The following is an 18,921-nucleotide window of genomic DNA, read 5'->3' on the forward strand; positions in this document are numbered from 1 at the left end:
GTGAAGCTGGCTGGAACACGGGTGCTGGTCGCCGGCGCCGGGGTGACCGGCCGGTCGGTCACCGAGACGCTGACCGAACTCGGCGCCGACGTGACCGTGACCGACGGCAACGCGGAGCGGCTCGCCGAACTCGACGGGCTCGGCGCCACGCTGGAGCCTGGGCTCGACGTGCCCCCCGAGGGCACCGAACTGGTCGTGACCAGCCCGGGCTGGCGGCCGACGGCACCTCTGCTGCAGGCGGCGGCCGAGGCCGGTGTCGAGGTGATCGGCGACGTCGAACTGGCCTGGCGGCTCGGGCAGGAGCGCGAGCGGCCGCCCGCGTGGCTGGTCGTGACCGGCACCAACGGCAAGACGACCACCGTCGGCATGCTCGAGTCGATCCTGCGTGCGGCCGGTGCCGACGCCGTGGCCTGCGGCAACGTCGGTTTCGCCGTGCTCGACGCCGTCCGGGGCGGCCACGACGTGCTGGCCGTCGAGCTGTCCAGTTTCCAGTTGCACTGGTCGGCCACGCTGGCGCCGCGTGCGTCCGTCGTGCTCAACGTCGCCGAGGACCACCTGGACTGGCACGGCGGCCTCGAGGCCTACGCCGCCGCGAAGGGCACCGTCCACGCACGCTCGGGGACGGTCGTGCACAACGTGGCCGAGGCGTGGTCGCAGCGCCTCGCCGACGAGTACGCACCCGAGGGCGCACGCCGGGTCGGCTTCCGCCTCGACACCCCGCGGCCCGGTGAACTCGGCATCGTCGAGGACCTGCTCGTCGACCGCGCCTACGTCGGCGACCCGGTGCAGGGCGCCGAGGAACTGGCCACGCTCGCCGACGTCCGTCCCCTCGGCCCGCACAACGTCGCCAACGCCCTCGCCGCGGCCGCGCTGGCACGGGCCTACGGCATCCCGTCCGCCGCCGTCGCCGAAGGGCTGCGCACCTTCACCCCCGGCGCGCACCGCGCCGTCGTCGCGGGGGAGGTCGACGGGGTGCGTTACGTCAACGATTCGAAGGCCACCAACCCGCACGCCGCCACGGGCTCACTGCTCGCCCAGGACGGTGTCGTCTGGATCGCGGGCGGCCAGCTCAAGGGCGCGTCTGTCGACGAACTCGTGCAGGGGGTGGCCGCCCGGCTACGCGGGGTGGTCCTGCTCGGGGTCGACGCGGACGTGATCGGCGCCGCTGTTGCGCGACACGCGCCCGATGTTCCCGTCACACGCGTCGATCCGGGTGACCATGAGCCCATGACATCGGCGGTGAACGCGGCTCACACGCTCGCAACGGCGGGCGACACGGTGGTGCTGGCCCCCGCGGCGGCGTCGCTGGACATGTTCCGCGACTACGCCGCGAGGGGCGAGGCGTTCACGGCGGCCGTCGACGCGCTGAGACGGGAACGCCTCGGTGACGGCGATTGACGAGAGCCGATCCGGTTCCTCCGACTCCGCCCGGCGGAGCGACGACCGGAACCGGAGGAAACGCACCGAACGCGGATTCGCGGCGGTCCGTACCGCACTGACCGCGTGGCTGTCGCGTCCGCTGGCGGACTTCCACCTGATCCTCGCCGTCTGCGGGCTGCTCATGGTGATCGGCACCGTGATGGTGCTGTCGGCGTCGTCGGTCTCGTCCTACGACCCGGGCAACGCAGGCAGTGTGTACGCCCTGTTCCAGCGGCATCTGGTGTTCGCGGCCGTCGGCGCTGTCGTGTTCTGGCTGGGCGTGCGCATCCCGTTGCCGCGGATCCGGACGCTCTCGCCCGCGGCGATGGTGGTCACGCTGGGGCTGCTGGCGCTCGTGCTCACCCCGCTGGGCAGCGAACAGAACGGTTCCCAGGGCTGGTTCGTCGTCGGGCCGCTCTCGCTGCAGCCGGTGGAGCTCGGCAAGGTCGTGCTCACGCTGTGGGGCGCCCACATCCTCGTGACCAAATACCAGGTGCTCCATCAGTGGCGGCACCTGCTGGTGCCGGTGGTACCCGGGGCGCTGCTGATGTGCGCACTCGTGATGGCACAACCCGACCTCGGTGGCACCGTGCCGCTCGGCATCGTGCTCATCGCCCTGCTGTGGTTCGCAGGAGCGCCGAAACGGTTGTTCGGCATCGTGCTGGCCTCCGGTGTCGCGGGGGCGGTGGTGCTCGCACTGATCGCCGACTACCGGCTCGACCGGGTCATGACGTTCCTCAACCCCGGCGCCGACCCGCTCGGCAAGGGGATGCAGGCCAACCAGGCGCTGTACGCGCTCGCCGACGGCGGGCTGTTCGGCAAGGGCCTCGGGCAGGGCCAGTCGAAATGGATGTACCTGCCGAACGTGCAGCACGACTTCATCTTCGCGCTGATCGGGGAGGAGCTCGGGTTCGTCGGCTGTATCGTCGTGATCGGCCTGTTCGGACTGCTGACCTTCGTGGGCCTGCGCATCGCGATGCGCAACCTGGACCCGTGGATCCGGATCGTCGCCGGGACACTGACCGTGTCGATCGTGTCGCAGGCCGCTATCAACATCGGCTACGTCGTCGGACTGCTCCCCGTCACGGGCGTGACACTGCCGATGATTTCCTACGGTGGCACCTCGCTGCTGATGACGATGCTGCTGTTCGGCCTCCTCGCCAACTGTGCGCGGCACGAACCGGAGGCCGTGGCCGCGTTGCGCACTCAGGGGCCGGGTAAGTTCGGACGTCTGATGCGGTTGCCCGCCCCGGACCCGTACCGGCCTCCCGCCACGCGGCGCGGCGGCTCGAGGGGCGGTGGCCGCGGTCAAGGCGGAACCCGGTCGTCGGGAGCCAAGGCAGGCCGGCCGGCCACCCGTGGGGCGCGGTCGGCGTCGGCGCCCGACCGGCGCGGTGCAGCGCCGGAGTACGGTCGCCGCAGCCGCGGTGAATCGGCGCGCGGCGGACCGCGCAGGCCGAAACCGGACCGTTCCACGGGAACCAGTCGATCGACACGGAGAGGACGCAGGTGAGCCAGCCCGACACCGGTGCGGAGAAGACACCGGCACGCACCGCGCCGACGGTTGTGGTCGCAGGGGGCGGCACGGCCGGCCATATCGAGCCCGCGCTCGCATTGGCCGACGCGGTCACGCGGCTCCGGCCGGACGCGAAGGTAGTCGCGCTGGGCACCGAGCGCGGCCTGGAGACCACGCTGGTGCCGGACCGCGGCTACCCGCTGGAGCTGATCCCGCCGGTGCCGATGCCGCGCAAGCCGACGGCGGAGCTGCTGCGGCTCCCGCTGAAGGTCCGCGACGCGGTCAGGCGCACGCGTGAGGTGCTCGACCGGGTCGGCGCCGATGTCGTCGTCGGCTTCGGCGGGTACGTCGCGTTGCCCGCCTACCTGGCCGCACGCGGGCGGACACCTATCGTCGTGCACGAGGCCAACAAGCATCCGGGCCTGGCCAACAAGATCGGCGCCCGGCTCGCCGCGAAGGTCGCCGCGGCCGTGCCCGGGACCCCGCTGCCGGGCGCCGAGGTCGTCGGCATCCCGCTGCGGCACTCGATCACCTCCCTCGACCGCTCCGCCCTGCGTGCCGAGGCGCGCGCCCACTTCGGACTGGACCCCGACGCGCCGACCGTGCTGGCCTTCGGCGGTTCGCAGGGCGCGCGGTCCATCAACGAGGCCGTGTCCGGAGCCGCGCAGACGTTCGCCGAGGCCGGTGTGGGTGTGCTGCACGCACACGGCCCGAAGAACTCCGTCGCGGTGCGCGAATTCCCCGGCGCTCCGGCGTACGTGCCGGTGCCGTACCTGGAACGGATGGACCTCGCCTATGCCGCGGCGGACCTGGTGCTGTGCCGATCGGGTGCGATGACGGTCGCCGAGGTGTCCGCCGTCGGCCTGCCCGCGGTGTTCGTCCCGCTGCCGCACGGCAATGGTGAGCAGGCGCTCAACGCCGAACCCGCGGTGCACGCGGGAGCCGGTCTGCTGGTCGCCGACGAGGCGCTGACGCCGGAGGCGATCGCCGAACAGGTGATCCCGCTGGTGACCGACACCGAGCGGCTCGCGAAGATGAGCGCGGCCGCCGTCGGGCTGGGCCACGGCGCGGCCGACGAAACACTGGCGCGGATGGTCTTGGAGGCCGGGGGACATGGCGATGGCAACTGACACACCCGAGGAGGCCGGCATGAACGCCGTCGCGTCGCGGCCGCCCGAGGTGCTGCTGCGGGCGCACCTGATCGGCATCGGCGGTGCCGGCATGAGCGGCATCGCGCGGATCCTGCTGGCCAGGGGCGCGCAGGTGTCCGGCTCCGACGCGAAGGAGTCGCGGGCCTTTCTGACCCTGCGTGCGCAGGGTGCGCACATCGCGGTCGGACAGTCCGCCGAGAATCTCGACCTCGCCGGAAGTGAACCGACCGCCGTGATCGTGTCGACGGCGATCCGCGACGACAACCCCGAACTGGCGGCCGCGCGTTCCCGCGGCATCCCGGTGCTGCACCGCGCGGAGGCGCTGGCCGAGCTGATGGCGGGACACCGCGTCGCGTGCATCGCCGGCACCCACGGCAAGACGTCGACGACGTCGATGCTCACCGTGGCGCTGCAGCACTGCAGGCTCGATCCGTCGTTCGCGATCGGCGGCGACCTCAACGAGTCCGGAGCGAACGCCCATCACGGCGAGGGCGGCGTGTTCGTCGCGGAGGCCGACGAGAGCGACGGTTCGTTCCTGAGCTACACGCCGGACGTGGCGGTCGTGACGAACGTCGAGCCCGACCACCTCGACCACCACGGCACCGTCGAGGCCTACATCGCGGTGTTCACCGAGTTCCTCCACCGGATCGCGCCGGGCGGCGCGCTCGTGGTGTGTGCCGACGACGCGGCCGCCGCCGAGCTGGCGGTCCGCGCCGAGGCGGCGGGCGTGCGCGTGCTGCGGTACGGCCGGTCGGCGACCGGAGAGCACGACGCGCGGGTCGTGACCTACGAGCCGGCGGACGAGGGCGGCACGGTGCGCCTCGCGCTCGGCGGCGAGGAACTCGAGGTCCGGGTGACCGTGCCGGGCGAGCACATGGCGTTCAACGCCGTGGCCGCGCTGCTGGCGGGCCTGGAGCTGGGCGCCCCGGTCGACGGGATGCTCGCGGGCCTCGCCGTGTTCGGTGGTGTGCGCAGGCGGTTCGAGTTCAAGGGCCGTGCCGCGGACGTGCGCGTCTACGACGACTACGCCCACCACCCGACCGAAGTCGATGCCCAGCTGCGGGCGGTGCGGCACGCCGCGGGGACCGGCAGGGTCGTGGTCGTGTTCCAGCCGCACCTCTACTCCCGCACCGAGGCGTTCGCGAGCGAGTTCGCCGAGGCGCTCGGCCTGGCCGACGAGGTGATCCTGCTCGACGTCTACGGCGCGCGGGAGGAACCGAAGCCGGGCGTGAGCGGCGAACTCATCGCCGAGCGGATCACCGGTGCCGCCGTGCACTACGAGCCGGCCTTCGATCGTGCCACCGTGCTCGCGGCCGACCTCGTCAAGCCGGGCGATCTGCTGGTGACCATGGGCGCGGGCGACGTGACGCAACTCGGTCCGGAGATCCTCGCCGAGCTGGACCGTCGCGGGACCTGATCGGCGAACGGACTCCGGACATGACCAGCACGAGCCGGCGGAGGCCGCGCAGGGACGACGATGCCCCCACGCGGCCTGCCAGGGCGGCCCAACGACGCGGTCGTCCCGCTTCCGGACAGCGGGACAGGGCAGCGCCGGGCCGCACCGCCGCGCAGGCGGCGACGGGTTTCGTGTCGCGGGCGCGCGCGTTGCGGCGGCGTTGGATCGCGGTGCTGAGCGTGCTCACGGTGCTCGGCCTGGCCTACGTGCTGCTGTTCACGTCATTGCTGGGTGTGCGGTCGGTCGAGGTGGCCGGGAATCGTGACGTCGCGGCGGACCGGGTGCGTCAGGTGGCCGAAGTGCCCGAGCGGCGCGCGATGCTCCGCGTCGACACCGACGCGATCGCCGAACGGGTCGCCGAGATCCCCGGTGTCGCGACCGTCGATGTCTCGCGGTCCTGGCCGTCGACGATCGAGATCGCGGTCACCGAACGCGCCCCCGCCGGGGTGTACGACACCGGCTCGACGCTGTACCTCGTCGACACCGGCGGGGTGGTGTACAAGGAGATTTCCAAGCGGCCCCAAGGACTTCCGGAGTTCAAGATGTCCGAAGTGGGCGTCGGCAACGCCGAGACCCGTGCGGTGATCGCGGTGCGCAAGGCGTTGCCGAAACAGCTGCGGGACAAGGTCACGCAGTGGCGCGCGGACTCGCCGGGCAGCGTCGAGTTCACGCTCCGCAGCGGCAAGTCGGTGCGGTGGGGCGATGCGTCGGACAGCGAGAGCAAGGCGAAGGTCCTCGGCGCGCTGATGACCCGGCCCGGCAAGGTCTACGACGTGTCGAGCCCCGAACTGCCGACCGTGTCCTGACGGCCGCGCCGCATCCGGTGTCCGACCGGTTTTCCGTTGTGCGGCAACGCGGTCAGGGCAGCCGAGACGCCGGCCGCGCGGTGGTGCAAATAACGCCCGACGTGGTGCAAACATCCGGCGACACGCGGCGTGGCGCCTGGATTCGGGCCCGCGCGATGCATACCGTCCTACCGCAACGTTGGTAGTTGACATAAGTCTGACCCTCAACTTGAGGTTGAGGGTTTCCGGGAGTCCGAGGTCGACATCCAGCGCGAGCCAGGGACAAGCACCACGATCAGGAAGGCGAACCCGATGACGCCCCCGCACAATTACCTCGCGGTGATCAAGGTCGTCGGTATCGGCGGCGGCGGCGTGAACGCCGTGAACCGCATGATCGAGGTCGGCCTCAAAGGTGTCGAGTTCATCGCGGTGAACACCGACGCCCAGGCACTGCTGATGTCCGACGCGGACGTCAAGCTCGACATCGGCCGGGAACTGACCCGGGGACTCGGTGCGGGCGCCGCCCCCGACGTCGGCCAGCAGGCGGCCGAGGACCATCGGGAGGAGATCGAAGAGGTCCTCAAGGGCGCCGACATGGTGTTCGTGACCGCGGGTGAGGGCGGCGGCACCGGCACCGGCGGTGCCCCGGTCGTCGCGCAGATCGCCCGCAAGCTCGGCGCACTGACCATCGGTGTGGTCACGCGGCCCTTCTCGTTCGAGGGCAAACGGCGCGGAAAGCAGGCCGAGGACGGGATACAGGAGCTGCGCAACGAGTGCGACACGCTCATCGTCATCCCGAACGACCGGCTGCTGCAGCTCGGCGACATCGGTGTCTCGCTGATGGACGCCTTCCGCTCGGCCGACGAGGTGCTGCTGTCCGGTGTGCAGGGCATCACCGACCTGATCACCACGCCCGGTCTGATCAACCTGGACTTCGCCGACGTCAAGAGCGTCATGTCGGGCGCGGGCAGCGCACTCATGGGCATCGGCTCGGCGCGTGGCGAGGGTCGCGCCGTGCAGGCCGCGGAGAAGGCCATCAACTCTCCGCTGCTCGAAGCGTCCATGGACGGTGCGCACGGCGCGCTGCTGTCGATCGCCGGCGGGTCCGACCTCGGCCTGTTCGAGATCAACGAGGCTGCGTCGCTGGTGCAGGAGTCCGCGCACCCGGAGGCCAACATCATCTTCGGGACGATCATCGACGACTCGCTCGGCGACGAGGTCCGGGTGACGGTGATCGCGGCCGGCTTCGACGCGGGCACTCCCACGCACAAGAAGCTCGATCCCGGGACGCTGACGGCGAACGGGTCGACCATGACGGTCGAGGCCGGAGAGGCCGGCGGCGCAGCGGCGGAATCGGGAGGCCCCGCGGCCCCCGCCGCCCCGGCACAGCCCGCCGCGGGCAAGCCCGGCGAGCAGTCGCCGTCCGCCTCGGCGGGCGCGACCCCTGCCAACGGGGCGGCCTCGGCGCACGCCAACGGAGCGGGTTCGGCTCCGCCGTCTGGTGGCGCCCAGCCCGTGCCGAGCGGCCAACAGGGCAGGCCCGCGCCCCAGCCGTCCGCCCCTCAGGGGCAGGCACCCCAGGGTCAGGCACCGCAGGGAGCGGCACCGCAGGGCCAGCCGCAGCCGGGTTCGGCGCAGCAGCCGGCTCCGGGCCAGGCGCAGGCCGGCGCACCGCGCCCGCAGACGGGACTGCCGGGCGGCACCCAGCCGGTGACCGAGGACCCGTCCGACGACGAGGTCGACGTCCCGCCGTTCATGCGCCGCTGAGGCACGTTCGCAGCACCCGGATCGCTTTCGAGGGTCACCGTTCCCACGGCAGGGGGCGGTGACCCTCGGTGTGTGTCCGGGGTCCGTAGGCTCTCCGGTGCAGGCGGCTCTGCGGCGCCGCTCGCGGACGACGCCCGAGTGAAAGGACGAATCGGTGCGCATCAGGCGCGTGATCACGACGAGGGCGGGCGGCTACTCGAAACCCCCGTACGACTCGTTCAACCTCGGCCTGCACGTCGGGGACGACCCCGACGCGGTGCGCGCCAACCGGGCGCGGCTGGCGACGGAGTTGGGACTGACCGAGGACCGCCTCGCCTGGATGGAACAGGTCCACGGCCGCACCGCAACGGTTGTCGACGGCACGGAGACCGAACCCGCGGAGGCCACGGACGCGCTGGTGACGGCGACGCCCGGCGTGGTGCCGGTCGTGCTCGTCGCGGACTGCGTGCCGGTGCTGCTGGGAGACGCCGAGGCGGGTGTTGTCGCCGCCGTACACGCCGGCCGAGTGGGCGCGAGAGTGGGCGTCGTGCCCGCCGCGCTCGAGGCGATGCGTTCGGTGGGAGCCGAGCCGAGCCGGATCGAGGCGCTGCTGGGGCCGTCGGTGTGTGGTTCGTGCTACGAGGTGCCCGACGACATGGCCGCCGACGTCGAGGCGCACCTGCCGGGCAGTCGCTGCCGGAGCCGGAAGGGCACGGCGGCGCTCGACCTGCGCGCGGGCCTGTGGCGGCAGCTGGCCGACGCGGGAGTGGGCAGGATCGGCGTCGACCCACGCTGCACCGTCGAGGACGACACACTGTTCAGTCACCGCAGGGACAACCCGTCGGGGCGGATCGCTGCCTTGACGTGGATCGAGGAGTGAGCGTGACCGTCGAGACCCAGGGTGATCCGCAGCAGCGCCGCGCGGAGCTGGCGGCCTCGCTGGAGGCGGTCAGGGGCCGGATCGACGAGGCGTGTGCCGCGGCCGGGCGCGAGCCCGGTGAGGTGCGGCTACTGGCCGTGACGAAGACTTTTCCCGCGTCCGACGCCGCGCTGCTGAGCGACCTTGGCGTCACGGACCTGGCCGAGAATCGCGACCAGGAGGCGGCCCCGAAGGCGGCGGAGGTCACCGAACTGCGGCCCGAGGCGGCAGTGCGCTGGCACATGGTCGGGCGGCTGCAGCGGAACAAGGCGAAGTCGGTCGCCGGCTGGGCCAGTGAGGTGCAGTCGGTCGACTCGCAGCGGCTCGCCGAGGCACTCGCCAAGGCCGTGCGTACCGCTCAAGAGGCGGGCACCCGGTCCGGACCACTGGACGTGCTGCTGCAGGCGAGCCTCGACACGGCCGATGATGCCGCACGGCGCGGCGGATGTCCGCTCGACGAGCTGCCACAACTCGCCGACGTCATCGCTCGGTCGGGTGAGTCGCTGCGACTGCGGGGAGTCATGGCCGTCGCCCCGCTGGGTGGGGACCCGGAGCCGGCCTTCGCCCGACTCGCCGAGGCGCACGCGAGGGTGAGACGTGATCATCCCGACGCCGTGGAACTTTCAGCAGGGATGAGCGGGGATTTGGAGGCCGCGGTGGCGCACGGCTCGACTTGTGTGCGTGTCGGAACCGCGTTGCTCGGTGGCCGCGGTCTAGCCTCGCCATAGAGACGTTCACCCACAGTGGCGTTTTGCGGTGACTCAGCGTCAAGGGTGGGGACGCGACCGTGCGGGCGAGGGAGAGGCATGAGCACGCTGCACAAGCTGAAGGCCTACTTCGGGATGGTCCCTGCCGAGGACGAGTACGACTACGACGACTACCGGCGCGGCTACGCCGACGACCCGGACGCGTACGACTCCTACGAGGCCTACGACTCCTATGACGCGTACGACCGCGGCAGGGGCGACTACCGGGAGGCGGACTACGACGAGCCGCCGCGCCGGGGACGTTCGCGGTATCACGTCATGGACGAGTTCGAGGAGCCCGAACCCGCACGCGCGCGGCGTTCGGCCGCTGAGCCGTCGCCGGTCCACGGCTCACTCGCGGTCGACCGGCAGCCCGAGCCGGTCACCCGGCTGCGTCCGGCGCCGGAGCCGCCTGCGCGCGCCCCTGCGGCGAATCGGGACCCGTTGAGCAGGATCCGCACCCTGCACCCGACGAGCTACACCGAGGCGCGCGAGATCGGCGAGGCCTACCGGGACGGCACGCCGGTGATCATCAATCTGACCGAAATGGACAATGCGGACGCGAAGCGGGTCGTGGACTTCGCGGCGGGGCTCGCGTTCGCATTGCGTGGCTCGATGGACCGCGTCACCAACAAGGTGTTCTTGCTCTCGCCGCCGGACGCGGACGTCTCGGCCGAGGACCGTAGGCGTATCGCCGAGGGTGGACTGTTCCTCCGCCGCTGACCTCCGTCACCGGTCACTGACCCCCGCCGCCGGTCACCCGGCCACCGCCGGGCGCCGGGGGAGAGCCGCCGGGCGCGTCGGCGGGCCGGTGGCCCACAACGTCGCCGGTTGTGGCTAGAGTGGCGGCGTGGATGCGGTCCGGATGGTCTTTTATTGGCTGCTCTTTGTCTTTTGGCTCCTGCTCACGGCGCGGATCGTCGTCGAGCTTGTACGGGCTTTCGCGCGCGAATGGCGACCCGCGGGAGGGGTTGCGGTCGCGGTCGAGAGCATCTACACAGTGACAGACCCACCGGTCAAGCTCGTACGACGTGTTATTCCCATCGTGCGGATAGGCGGCGTGGGCCTGGACTTATCGATTATGGTGCTGCTGTTGGTTGTGTTCATACTGATGCAACTGGCGCTACCCGGGTGACGGGGAACCCGGATCGTCCGACAGCCCATGGAGTGCGTGAGGTGATCTGATGTCGTTGACCCCTGCTGACGTGCATAACGTCGCGTTCAGCAAGCCGCCTATCGGCAAGCGGGGCTACAACGAGGACGAGGTGGATGCGTTCCTCGACCTGGTGGAGACGGAACTTGCCCGGTTGATCGAGGACAACAACGAGCTGCGCCAGCAGGTGGAGCAGCTCGACGCCGAGCTGGAGTCGACCCGCGGTGAGCTGGAGTCGGCGAAGGCCGGCGGCAGCGCGCAGGCGGCACAGCCCGCCCCGCAGCGCGGGTCCACCGACGAGGCCCCGTCTCGGCGGCTCGCCCCGGTGCCGCCCCCGTCGTCGACCGAGCAGACGCAGGCCACGGCCGCAGGCCTGCTCGGTGGTGAGAACGGCGAGCCGAACGTGCAGGCCGCGAAGGTCCTGGGCCTGGCACAGGAGATGGCCGACCGGCTGACCGCCGAGGCCAAGACCGAGTCCGACGGCATGCTCGCCGAGGCAAGGACGAAGTCCGAGCAGTTGCTGTCCGACGCCCGCTCGAAGGCGGACTCGATGGTCAACGAGGCGCGCACGCGCGCCGAGAGCATGCTCAACGACGCACGGACCCGGGCGGAGACGCTCGAGCGTCAGGCGCGCGACAAGGCGACCACTCTGGATCGCGAGGCGCAGCGCAAGTACACCGAGACGATGAACAACCTGAACACCGAGAAGGGCGAGCTCAACAAGAAGATCGAGGAGCTGCGCACCATCGAGCGCGAGTACCGCACTCGACTCCGCGGCTTCCTCGAATCGCAGCTGCGCGAGCTCGACGACCGTGGTTCGGCCGCACCGGCCTCGGCGTCGACGTCCTCGTCGTCCGAGTCCTCGTCCTCGTCGTCGACGGGCAGCTCGAGCTCGAACTCCTCGAACGGTGGCCAGGGCTACTCGTTCGGTCCGCGAGCCGAAGCGGGCTGACACCGACACGGCACTGTCACCGGCACCACCGGGCTGATGTTCACCGAGAGAGACGGTTCCGACACCCTGAGGAAGGGGTCGGGGCCGTCTCTTTCGCGTTCGTGTTGTAATTCACTGTGCTCTACATCGTTCTGATTCTCGTACTGGGGGCGCTCGGCCTCGTGGTCGCGGCGCTCATCACCGCCGACTCGCTGTGGGCCTGGATCTCGCTGGGTGTGTCCGTGGTCGCGGCGATTCTGCTCGTGATCGACTGGTGGCGCCGCCGTTCGGCAGGAAGCGACGCGAAGCCGGAGGCGGAGCCGGAGCGGGCCGAATCGGACGACGAGGCCGGCAAGGCGGACTCGGAGCGGTCCACGGCCTCGGACACCGACGACGAGGACATCGACCGGGCCCTCGAGGAGGCCGACGACGCCGAGGAGCCCGTCGGCGAGGGCCAGACGGAGCTGATCGCGGCCGAGGGTGACCTGGCCGATCCGGACGACGAACCGGCCACGGAGAACTCCGCCGACGCCGACGCGCTGCTCGTCTCGCGACTGGAGGAGGAGGTCGTCGTCGTGGACGAGCGGCCCCGGTACCACCTCGCCGAATGCGCGTGGCTCGAGACGCGCGAGACGATCCCGCTGCCGGCCAGGGAGGCCAGGGAACTCGGTTTCAGCCCGTGCGGCCGGTGCGCGCCGGACGCGACGCTCGCGCAGCGGCACCGTAACTCGGCTGGTGCGTGACTCCGCGGGTGCGTGATTCCGTGGGCGCGTGATGGGCCGGTTCGTGACCGGTTATCCTGAACACACACGGCGACGATCCGGCCATCACCGGGGAGCTTCCGGAAGAACGGACGTCGCGGGGCGACACGCCCGCGACGGCTCAGTAGAACCGGACGGCAGCGGCCCGTCACAGCCGCCGAACGAGGGGTCCGCGCCGACCGGCGCGGGCAAGCGGGGTGGTACCGCGGAACGTGCGCTCTGTAGCGCTCGCGTCGTCCCCGTGTGGGCCGGAAGGCCCGTACGGCAACACGGACATTTCCGCGAGGAGCACACCGGATGTACCCCAAGGCATCCGTCGGCGCGCAGGCCGCCGACGAGGTCCCGTCGCAGCCGTCCTTTCCTGCCCTGGAGAAGGACATCCTGGCCTACTGGGAGAGCGACCGCACGTTCCAGGCCAGTGTCGAGGCGCGCGATGCGGGCACCGGCGGTGACAACGACTACGTCTTCTACGACGGTCCGCCGTTCGCAAACGGGCTGCCGCACTACGGCCACCTGCTGACCGGGTACGTCAAGGACACCGTTCCGCGCTACCAGACGATGCGGGGCAAGCGGGTCGAGCGCCGGTTCGGCTGGGACACCCACGGCCTGCCCGCCGAGCTCGAGGCCGAGAAACAGCTCGGCATCACCGACAAGTCGCAGATCGACGAGATGGGCATCGCCGAGTTCAACCGGGCGTGCCGCGAGTCGGTGCTGCGCTACACCGCCGAATGGCAGGAGTACGTCACTCGGCAGGCGCGGTGGGTCGACTTCGACAACGACTACAAGACGCTCGACGTCACCTACATGGAATCGGTGATCTGGGCGTTCAAGCGGCTGTGGGACAAGGGCCTGGTCTACGAGGGCTACCGGGTGCTGCCGTACTGCTGGCGTGACGAGACGCCGTTGTCCAACCACGAGTTGCGGATGGACGACGACGTCTACCAGTCGCGGCAGGACCCGGCGGTGACCATCGGCTACCGCGTCGAGGGCAACGACAGCGAGCTGGACGGGGCATATCTGCTCATCTGGACCACCACGCCGTGGACCGTGCCGTCCAACCTGGCCACGGCCGTGCATCCCGATGTGGACTACGTCCAGGTCGCCGACGCCGACGGCAGGCGCTTCGTGCTCGCCGAAGCGCGCCTCGGCGCCTACGCGAAGGAACTCGGCGAACAGCCGACGGTCGTCGCCAGGTACAAGGGATCCGACTTGCTCGGCACCCGCTACGCACCGCCGTTCCCGTACTTCGTCGGCAGGGAGAACGCCCACCGGGTGCTGTCGGCCGACTACGTGACCACCGACGACGGTACGGGCATCGTGCACATCGCCCCTGCGTACGGCGACGAGGACAAGGTCGTGACCGATGCGGCGGGCATCGTTCCCGCGACGCCGGTCGACGCCAAGGGCCGATTCGACGCGCAGGTGCCCGATTACGAGGGCCAGCAGGTGTTCGAGGCCAACCCGAACATCATCCGCGACCTGAAGAACGGCACCGGCTCGGCCGCGCGGCAGGGCGCGATCCTGCTGCGGCACGAGACGTACGAGCACAGCTATCCCCACTGCTGGCGGTGCCGGAACCCGCTCATCTACCGCGCCGTGTCGTCGTGGTTCGTGGCGGTGACGGAGTTCAAGGACCGGATGGTCGAGCTGAACCAGCAGATCACCTGGTACCCGGACCACATCAAGGACGGCCAGTTCGGCAAGTGGCTCGAGAACGCCCGCGACTGGTCGATCTCGCGCAACCGTTACTGGGGCACGCCGATCCCGGTGTGGGTCTCCGACGACCCGAACCACCCGCGCGTCGACGTCTACGGATCGCTCGACGAGCTGGAACGCGACTTCGGGGTGCGGCCCACCGACCTGCACCGGCCGTACATCGACGAGCTCACCCGGCCGAACCCGGACGACCCGACAGGCGCCTCGACGATGCGCCGCGTTCCGGACGTGCTCGACGTGTGGTTCGACTCCGGGTCGATGCCGTACGCCCAGGTGCACTATCCGTTCGAGAACACCGGGTGGTTCGAGGACCACTATCCGGGCGACTTCATCGTCGAGTACATCGGCCAGACCCGGGGCTGGTTCTACACGCTGCACGTGCTGGCCACGGCGCTGTTCGACCGGCCGGCGTTCCGGACCTGCGTCTCGCACGGCATCGTGCTCGGTTCCGACGGGCAGAAGATGTCGAAGTCGCTGCGGAACTACCCGGACGTCAACGAGGTGTTCGACCGGGACGGTTCCGACGCGATGCGCTGGTACCTGATGGCGAGCCCGATCCTGCGCGGCGGCAACCTGGTCGTCACGGAGAAGGGCATCCGCGACGCGGTGCGCCAAGCGGTGCTGCCGCTGTGGAACTCGTACTACTTCCTCGCGTTGTACGCGAACGCCGAGGGCGTCGAGGGAACATCGGTCACCGACGCTGAAGCGATGGCTCGCGCCTGCAAGCAGCCCTCGCGGCACGTGCTCGACCGGTACATCCTCGCCAAGACGCGCGAGCTCGTGGCCGATGTGCAGTCCGCATTGGACGGTTACGACATCGCGGGCGGGTGCGCGACGTTGCGCGACTACCTCGAGGTGTTGACCAACTGGTACGTGCGGCGCTCCCGCGACCGGTTCTGGGCGGGCGAGCAGGCCGCGGTCGACACGCTGCACACAGTGCTGGAGACGGTGTGCCGGGTGGCCGCACCGCTGCTGCCGATGACGACGGAAGCCGTGTGGCGCGGGCTGACCGGTGGTCGGTCGGTGCACCTGGCCGACTGGCCGGACACCGCGGTGCTGCCCGCGGACCCCGAGCTCGTCACCGCGATGGACCGGGTGCGGCAGGTGTGTTCCGCGGCGCTGTCGTTGCGGAAGGCGAACAAGCTGCGGGTCCGGCTGCCGCTGGCCTCCCTGCTCGTGGCGGCCGAGGATGCCGAGCTGCTGCGGCCCTTCTCCGACATCGTCGCCGACGAGGTGAACGTCAAGGCCCTCGAACTGACCACCGACGTGGCGGCGCACGGATCGTTCGAGGTCGCGGTCAACGCCCGTGCTGCGGGACCGCGGCTGGGCAAGGACGTGCAGACCGTGATCAAGGCCGTGAAGGCGGGCGACTGGTCCACCACGGCCGAGGGCGCGGTCGTCGCGGCCGGGATCGAACTGGTCGACGGTGAGTACGAGCGCAGGCTGGTCGCCTCGGGTGAGGGCATCGCTGGTGAGCTGCCGGGGGGTTCCGGCCTCGTGCTGCTCGACACCGATGTGACGCCGGAGCTGGCCGCCGAGGGCGTGGCGCGTGACCTGGTGCGCGTGGTCCAGCAGGCTCGGCGCGATGCGGGGCTCGACGTGGCCGACCGCATCGCGCTGACGATCGACGCGCCGGACGCGGTCGTGGCGGCGGTGCGGGAGCACCAGGAGTTCGTGGCGTCGGAGACGCTGGCCACGGAGGTGGCGTACGCGGCTGTGAGCGACGGTTTCGCCGGTGCGGTCGGTGACGGTGACAAGGTGACCGTCGCGGTGCGCGCGCACGCGGGCTGACGTTCGCGTCCGGCCGGTGAGCAGGCCCGGATGAGACTTGATGAAGATGTCTTCATCTCCGGCTCATCCGGGCTTCGCCGTATCGGGGCAGAGTGGACGCCATGAAACCGACACCGAGGGCGCTGGCGCTCGTGGCCGTGCTGGCACTGCCGGTGGCCGCGGTGGTCGTGACGTTGCTGCTGCGCGGGTCCGACGCGCCCGTCAACGAGAGCCCGGTGGTCCGTATCGGCGGAGCCGACGGATCACGCAGTGAGCTGCCTTCGCTGCCGTCTCGCGACTCGACGCCGCCGCCGTCGTCGACCACGACGGACGGGCACGGAACCGGTCCGGACGGGCCGGAACGGCCGCCGTCGCGTCCCGGATCCGAGCCGCAGCCGACCCGCGATGTCGTCCCGCCACCGCCGCCGGTCGACGACGACGATGACGACGATGACGACGACGGTGGGGACGATGACGACGGCGACGACGACTGACCGGCGTGGCCGACCCGGACCGGCGGGTGCGGTGGCCGATGCCTGACGTGTTCACCACGCAGGAACTCGCCGCGTCCGGTGCAGGCGGTGACGCGTCGGACACGGAGGGCGCGGGCAGGCCCGTGCCCGGACGCAGGCGAGGGACGCGCATCCCGGCCCGGCTGCAGATCACGGGCTGGCTCGCGGCCGTCATGGCGGCAGGCCTCGCCTCGGTCGTCCTGCTGGTCGTCGAATTCGAGTACCGCGCGATCGACGACCGGGTCAACGCGGCCCTCGCCCAGGATGCCGAGGAGTTCCGGCGGTTCGCCGAAGCGGGTCTGGACCCGGCGACCGGCAAGCCGGTGACGGACCCCGGTGACCTGTTCTACCGCCACCTGAGCAGCCAGTATCCGGACAATGCCGAGCTCATGCTGGGTATCCGGAGCACCGCGGGCGAGCTCGAGGCGATCCGGCAGGCCGACGAGACGTTCCGGGACGTGCGGCTCTCCGACGCGGTGCTGCGGGACATCGTCTCGCGCGAGGACGTCACGGGCACGGTGTCGACCCCGGCAGGGACGTTGCGTTGGCTGCGCGTCGACGTGCTGCCCCGCCAGGGCGGCACCGAGGCCGACGCCTGGTTCGTCAGCGGTTACTTCGTCGACGAGGTCAGGGCGGAGGCCGGCGCGACGGTTCGCACCCTCATCATCGTCAGTGCGGTGGCGCTGGTGCTGGCGGCAGGGGTGTCGTGGCTGGTCGCGGGGCAGATCCTCGCCCCGGTCAACACGGTGCGGAAGGCGGCGGGGCGGCTCACCGAGGCCGATCTGACGCGGCGGATCCGGGTCGAGGGCCGGGACGACGTCGCGGCGCTGGCCGAGCAGTTCAACGCGATGCTCGACCGGCTGGAGCGGGCGTTCGACACGCGCAGGCAGTTCCTCGACGATGCGGGCCACGAGCTGCGCACGCCGATCACGATCGTGCGCGGGCATCTCGAGCTGATGGGCGACGACCCGGCCGAACGCGCGGAGGTCGTGCGCCTGTGCACCGACGAACTCGATCGCATGGCGCGGATCGTCGATGATCTGCTGCTGCTGGCGAAGGCCGAGCAGCCGGACTTCGTCCATCCGGCGTGGACGTCCGTGCCCGAGCTGACGAGCGACATCGACGCCAAGGTGCGCGCGATCGCACCGCGGGCCTGGACGCTCGAGGCCGTCGGGGAGGGCGATGCCCGCGTCGACGCCCAGCGCGTCACCCAGGCGATGGTGCAGCTGGCGCAGAACGCGGCGGCCCACACCACCGACGGGGCGGTGATCCGCATCGGTTCGGCTGTCGGCGCGGAGACGGTCTCGTTCTGGGTCAGCGACACCGGTCCCGGGTTGGAGAGCGGGGACGAGCAGCGGATCTTCGACCGGTTCGTACGGGGCGGCGCCGGTGCGCGCGACGGTACGGGGGCCGGTCTGGGCCTGGCGATCGTGAAGGCGATCGCCGGTGCGCACCACGGACAGGTGCGGGTGATGTCGGCGCCGGGACAGGGCGCGACGTTCGGATTCGAATTGCCGCTACAGGGAGGAGACCGATGAGCCGCATCCTGATCGCCGAGGACGAGGCGAAGATCGCAGCGTTCATCGAGAAGGGATTGCGGTCCAACGGTTTCACCACCTCGGTGGTCGAGGACGGCGATACCGCACTCGCACAGGTGGTGGCGGGCGAGTTCGACCTCGTGATCCTCGATCTGGGATTGCCCAAACGCGACGGTTTCGCGGTCCTGCAGGCGATGCGGCGCGCCCACGTGCACATCCCCGTGATCATCCTGACCGCCAGGGACACGGTGCACGACACGGTCGCGGGGCTCGAAGGTGGCGCCGACGACTACATGACCAAGCCGTTCCGGTTCGAGGAACTGCTGGCGCGCGTGCGGCTGCGGCTGCGGTCGGCCGATCGCACGCCCGAGGTCACGGTCCTGCGGCACGGGGAGCTGTCGCTCGACCTGCGGACTCGCCGCGCCGAAACCCCGGATGGCGTCGTCGACCTCACCGCGCGCGAGTTCTCCCTGCTCGAGTTGTTCCTGCGGCATCCGCGGCAGGTGCTCTCCCGCGAACAGATGCTCTCGCACGTGTGGGGCTACGACTTCGATCCCGGTTCGAACGTCGTGGACGTCTACGTGCGCACGCTGCGCCGCAAGATCGGCCAGGAGCGGATCGTCACCGTGCGGGGCATGGGTTACCGCCTCGACTGAGGCGACGGCGGCACCTCACCCGCGCGTGCTCGCGTGGTCACCACCGGTGCGGCCGGCGTCACGTCCGCGGCGGCTGTGACGGCCGGCGGCGCCGCGGCCGGATACCGTATTTCCATGAGTCGGCCCGCGGTGCGGGTGAGCCCGGC

At 70.9% G+C, this 18,921-nt stretch carries 16 protein-coding genes; all 16 read left to right on the plus strand.

Annotated features, from left to right (window positions below):
* Positions 1-1,398: a UDP-N-acetylmuramoyl-L-alanine--D-glutamate ligase gene (murD, locus tag FB384_RS16360; protein ID WP_183784031.1), complete on the plus strand. Its 1,398-nt coding sequence runs from the start codon at positions 1-3 to the stop codon at positions 1,396-1,398.
* The gene (gene ftsW / locus FB384_RS16365; protein ID WP_183784033.1) at positions 1,385-2,932 is read left to right on the plus strand and encodes a putative lipid II flippase FtsW; all 1,548 of its coding nucleotides are present in this window, start codon (positions 1,385-1,387) and stop codon (positions 2,930-2,932) included. The genes murD and ftsW overlap by 14 nt, the downstream gene beginning before the upstream one ends.
* Positions 2,929-4,065: an undecaprenyldiphospho-muramoylpentapeptide beta-N-acetylglucosaminyltransferase gene (gene murG / locus FB384_RS16370; RefSeq protein ID WP_183784035.1), complete on the plus strand. Its 1,137-nt coding sequence runs from the start codon at positions 2,929-2,931 to the stop codon at positions 4,063-4,065. The genes ftsW and murG overlap by 4 nt, the downstream gene beginning before the upstream one ends.
* The gene (gene murC, locus FB384_RS16375) at positions 4,055-5,503 is read left to right on the plus strand and encodes a UDP-N-acetylmuramate--L-alanine ligase (RefSeq protein ID WP_372497756.1); all 1,449 of its coding nucleotides are present in this window, start codon (positions 4,055-4,057) and stop codon (positions 5,501-5,503) included. Before murG ends, murC begins: the two co-directional genes overlap by 11 nt.
* Before the next feature lie 20 nt (positions 5,504-5,523).
* Positions 5,524-6,348, plus strand: coding sequence for a cell division protein FtsQ/DivIB (locus FB384_RS16380; protein WP_183784037.1), 825 nt, complete (start codon positions 5,524-5,526; stop codon positions 6,346-6,348).
* A gap of 291 nt (positions 6,349-6,639) precedes the next feature.
* The gene (gene ftsZ / locus FB384_RS16385; protein WP_183784039.1) at positions 6,640-8,094 is read left to right on the plus strand and encodes a cell division protein FtsZ; all 1,455 of its coding nucleotides are present in this window, start codon (positions 6,640-6,642) and stop codon (positions 8,092-8,094) included.
* A gap of 154 nt (positions 8,095-8,248) precedes the next feature.
* A complete protein-coding gene (pgeF, locus tag FB384_RS16390; RefSeq protein WP_183784041.1) occupies positions 8,249-8,953 on the plus strand; it encodes a peptidoglycan editing factor PgeF in 705 nt (234 codons plus the stop codon).
* 2 nt (positions 8,954-8,955) lie between these two features.
* Positions 8,956-9,720, plus strand: a complete 765-nt coding sequence (locus FB384_RS16395) for a YggS family pyridoxal phosphate-dependent enzyme (RefSeq protein ID WP_183784043.1) — start codon at positions 8,956-8,958, stop codon at positions 9,718-9,720.
* A gap of 78 nt (positions 9,721-9,798) precedes the next feature.
* The gene (locus FB384_RS16400; RefSeq protein WP_183784045.1) at positions 9,799-10,461 is read left to right on the plus strand and encodes a cell division protein SepF; all 663 of its coding nucleotides are present in this window, start codon (positions 9,799-9,801) and stop codon (positions 10,459-10,461) included.
* Between the two features lie 142 nt (positions 10,462-10,603).
* Positions 10,604-10,873 carry a YggT family protein gene (locus tag FB384_RS16405; protein ID WP_183657479.1) on the plus strand — a complete coding sequence of 90 codons (270 nt, stop codon included), beginning with the start codon at positions 10,604-10,606 and terminating at the stop codon, positions 10,871-10,873.
* A gap of 49 nt (positions 10,874-10,922) precedes the next feature.
* Positions 10,923-11,843, plus strand: a complete 921-nt coding sequence (wag31, locus tag FB384_RS16410) for a DivIVA-like cell division protein Wag31 (protein WP_183784047.1) — start codon at positions 10,923-10,925, stop codon at positions 11,841-11,843.
* 116 nt (positions 11,844-11,959) lie between these two features.
* On the plus strand, positions 11,960-12,565 hold the full coding sequence (locus FB384_RS16415) for a hypothetical protein (RefSeq protein ID WP_183784049.1): 606 nt from the start codon (positions 11,960-11,962) through the stop codon (positions 12,563-12,565).
* A gap of 315 nt (positions 12,566-12,880) precedes the next feature.
* Positions 12,881-16,090, plus strand: coding sequence for an isoleucine--tRNA ligase (ileS, locus tag FB384_RS16420; protein ID WP_183784051.1), 3,210 nt, complete (start codon positions 12,881-12,883; stop codon positions 16,088-16,090).
* 101 nt (positions 16,091-16,191) lie between these two features.
* The gene (locus FB384_RS16425) at positions 16,192-16,563 is read left to right on the plus strand and encodes a hypothetical protein (protein ID WP_183784053.1); all 372 of its coding nucleotides are present in this window, start codon (positions 16,192-16,194) and stop codon (positions 16,561-16,563) included.
* A gap of 38 nt (positions 16,564-16,601) precedes the next feature.
* Positions 16,602-18,119 carry a sensor histidine kinase gene (locus tag FB384_RS16430; RefSeq protein ID WP_183784055.1) on the plus strand — a complete coding sequence of 506 codons (1,518 nt, stop codon included), beginning with the start codon at positions 16,602-16,604 and terminating at the stop codon, positions 18,117-18,119.
* Positions 18,116-18,775: a response regulator transcription factor gene (locus FB384_RS16435; protein ID WP_183784057.1), complete on the plus strand. Its 660-nt coding sequence runs from the start codon at positions 18,116-18,118 to the stop codon at positions 18,773-18,775. Before FB384_RS16430 ends, FB384_RS16435 begins: the two co-directional genes overlap by 4 nt.
* Positions 18,776-18,921 lie beyond the last annotated feature (146 nt).

This window comes from Prauserella sediminis (assembly GCF_014195435.1).
In the GTDB taxonomy this organism is placed as follows: domain Bacteria; phylum Actinomycetota; class Actinomycetes; order Mycobacteriales; family Pseudonocardiaceae; genus Prauserella; species Prauserella salsuginis.

Coding starts and splice junctions, on each gene's coding strand:
- FB384_RS16430 (WP_183784055.1), top strand. CDS start 16,602: ATGCCTGACGTGTTCACCACGCAGGAACTCGCCGCGTCCGGTGCAGGC.
- FB384_RS16380 (WP_183784037.1), top strand. CDS start 5,524: ATGACCAGCACGAGCCGGCGGAGGCCGCGCAGGGACGACGATGCCCCC.
- wag31 (WP_183784047.1), top strand. CDS start 10,923: ATGTCGTTGACCCCTGCTGACGTGCATAACGTCGCGTTCAGCAAGCCG.
- FB384_RS16400 (WP_183784045.1), top strand. CDS start 9,799: ATGAGCACGCTGCACAAGCTGAAGGCCTACTTCGGGATGGTCCCTGCC.
- FB384_RS16435 (WP_183784057.1), top strand. CDS start 18,116: ATGAGCCGCATCCTGATCGCCGAGGACGAGGCGAAGATCGCAGCGTTC.
- murC (WP_372497756.1), top strand. CDS start 4,055: ATGGCAACTGACACACCCGAGGAGGCCGGCATGAACGCCGTCGCGTCG.
- ileS (WP_183784051.1), top strand. CDS start 12,881: ATGTACCCCAAGGCATCCGTCGGCGCGCAGGCCGCCGACGAGGTCCCG.
- FB384_RS16405 (WP_183657479.1), top strand. CDS start 10,604: ATGGTCTTTTATTGGCTGCTCTTTGTCTTTTGGCTCCTGCTCACGGCG.
- FB384_RS16425 (WP_183784053.1), top strand. CDS start 16,192: ATGAAACCGACACCGAGGGCGCTGGCGCTCGTGGCCGTGCTGGCACTG.
- ftsZ (WP_183784039.1), top strand. CDS start 6,640: ATGACGCCCCCGCACAATTACCTCGCGGTGATCAAGGTCGTCGGTATC.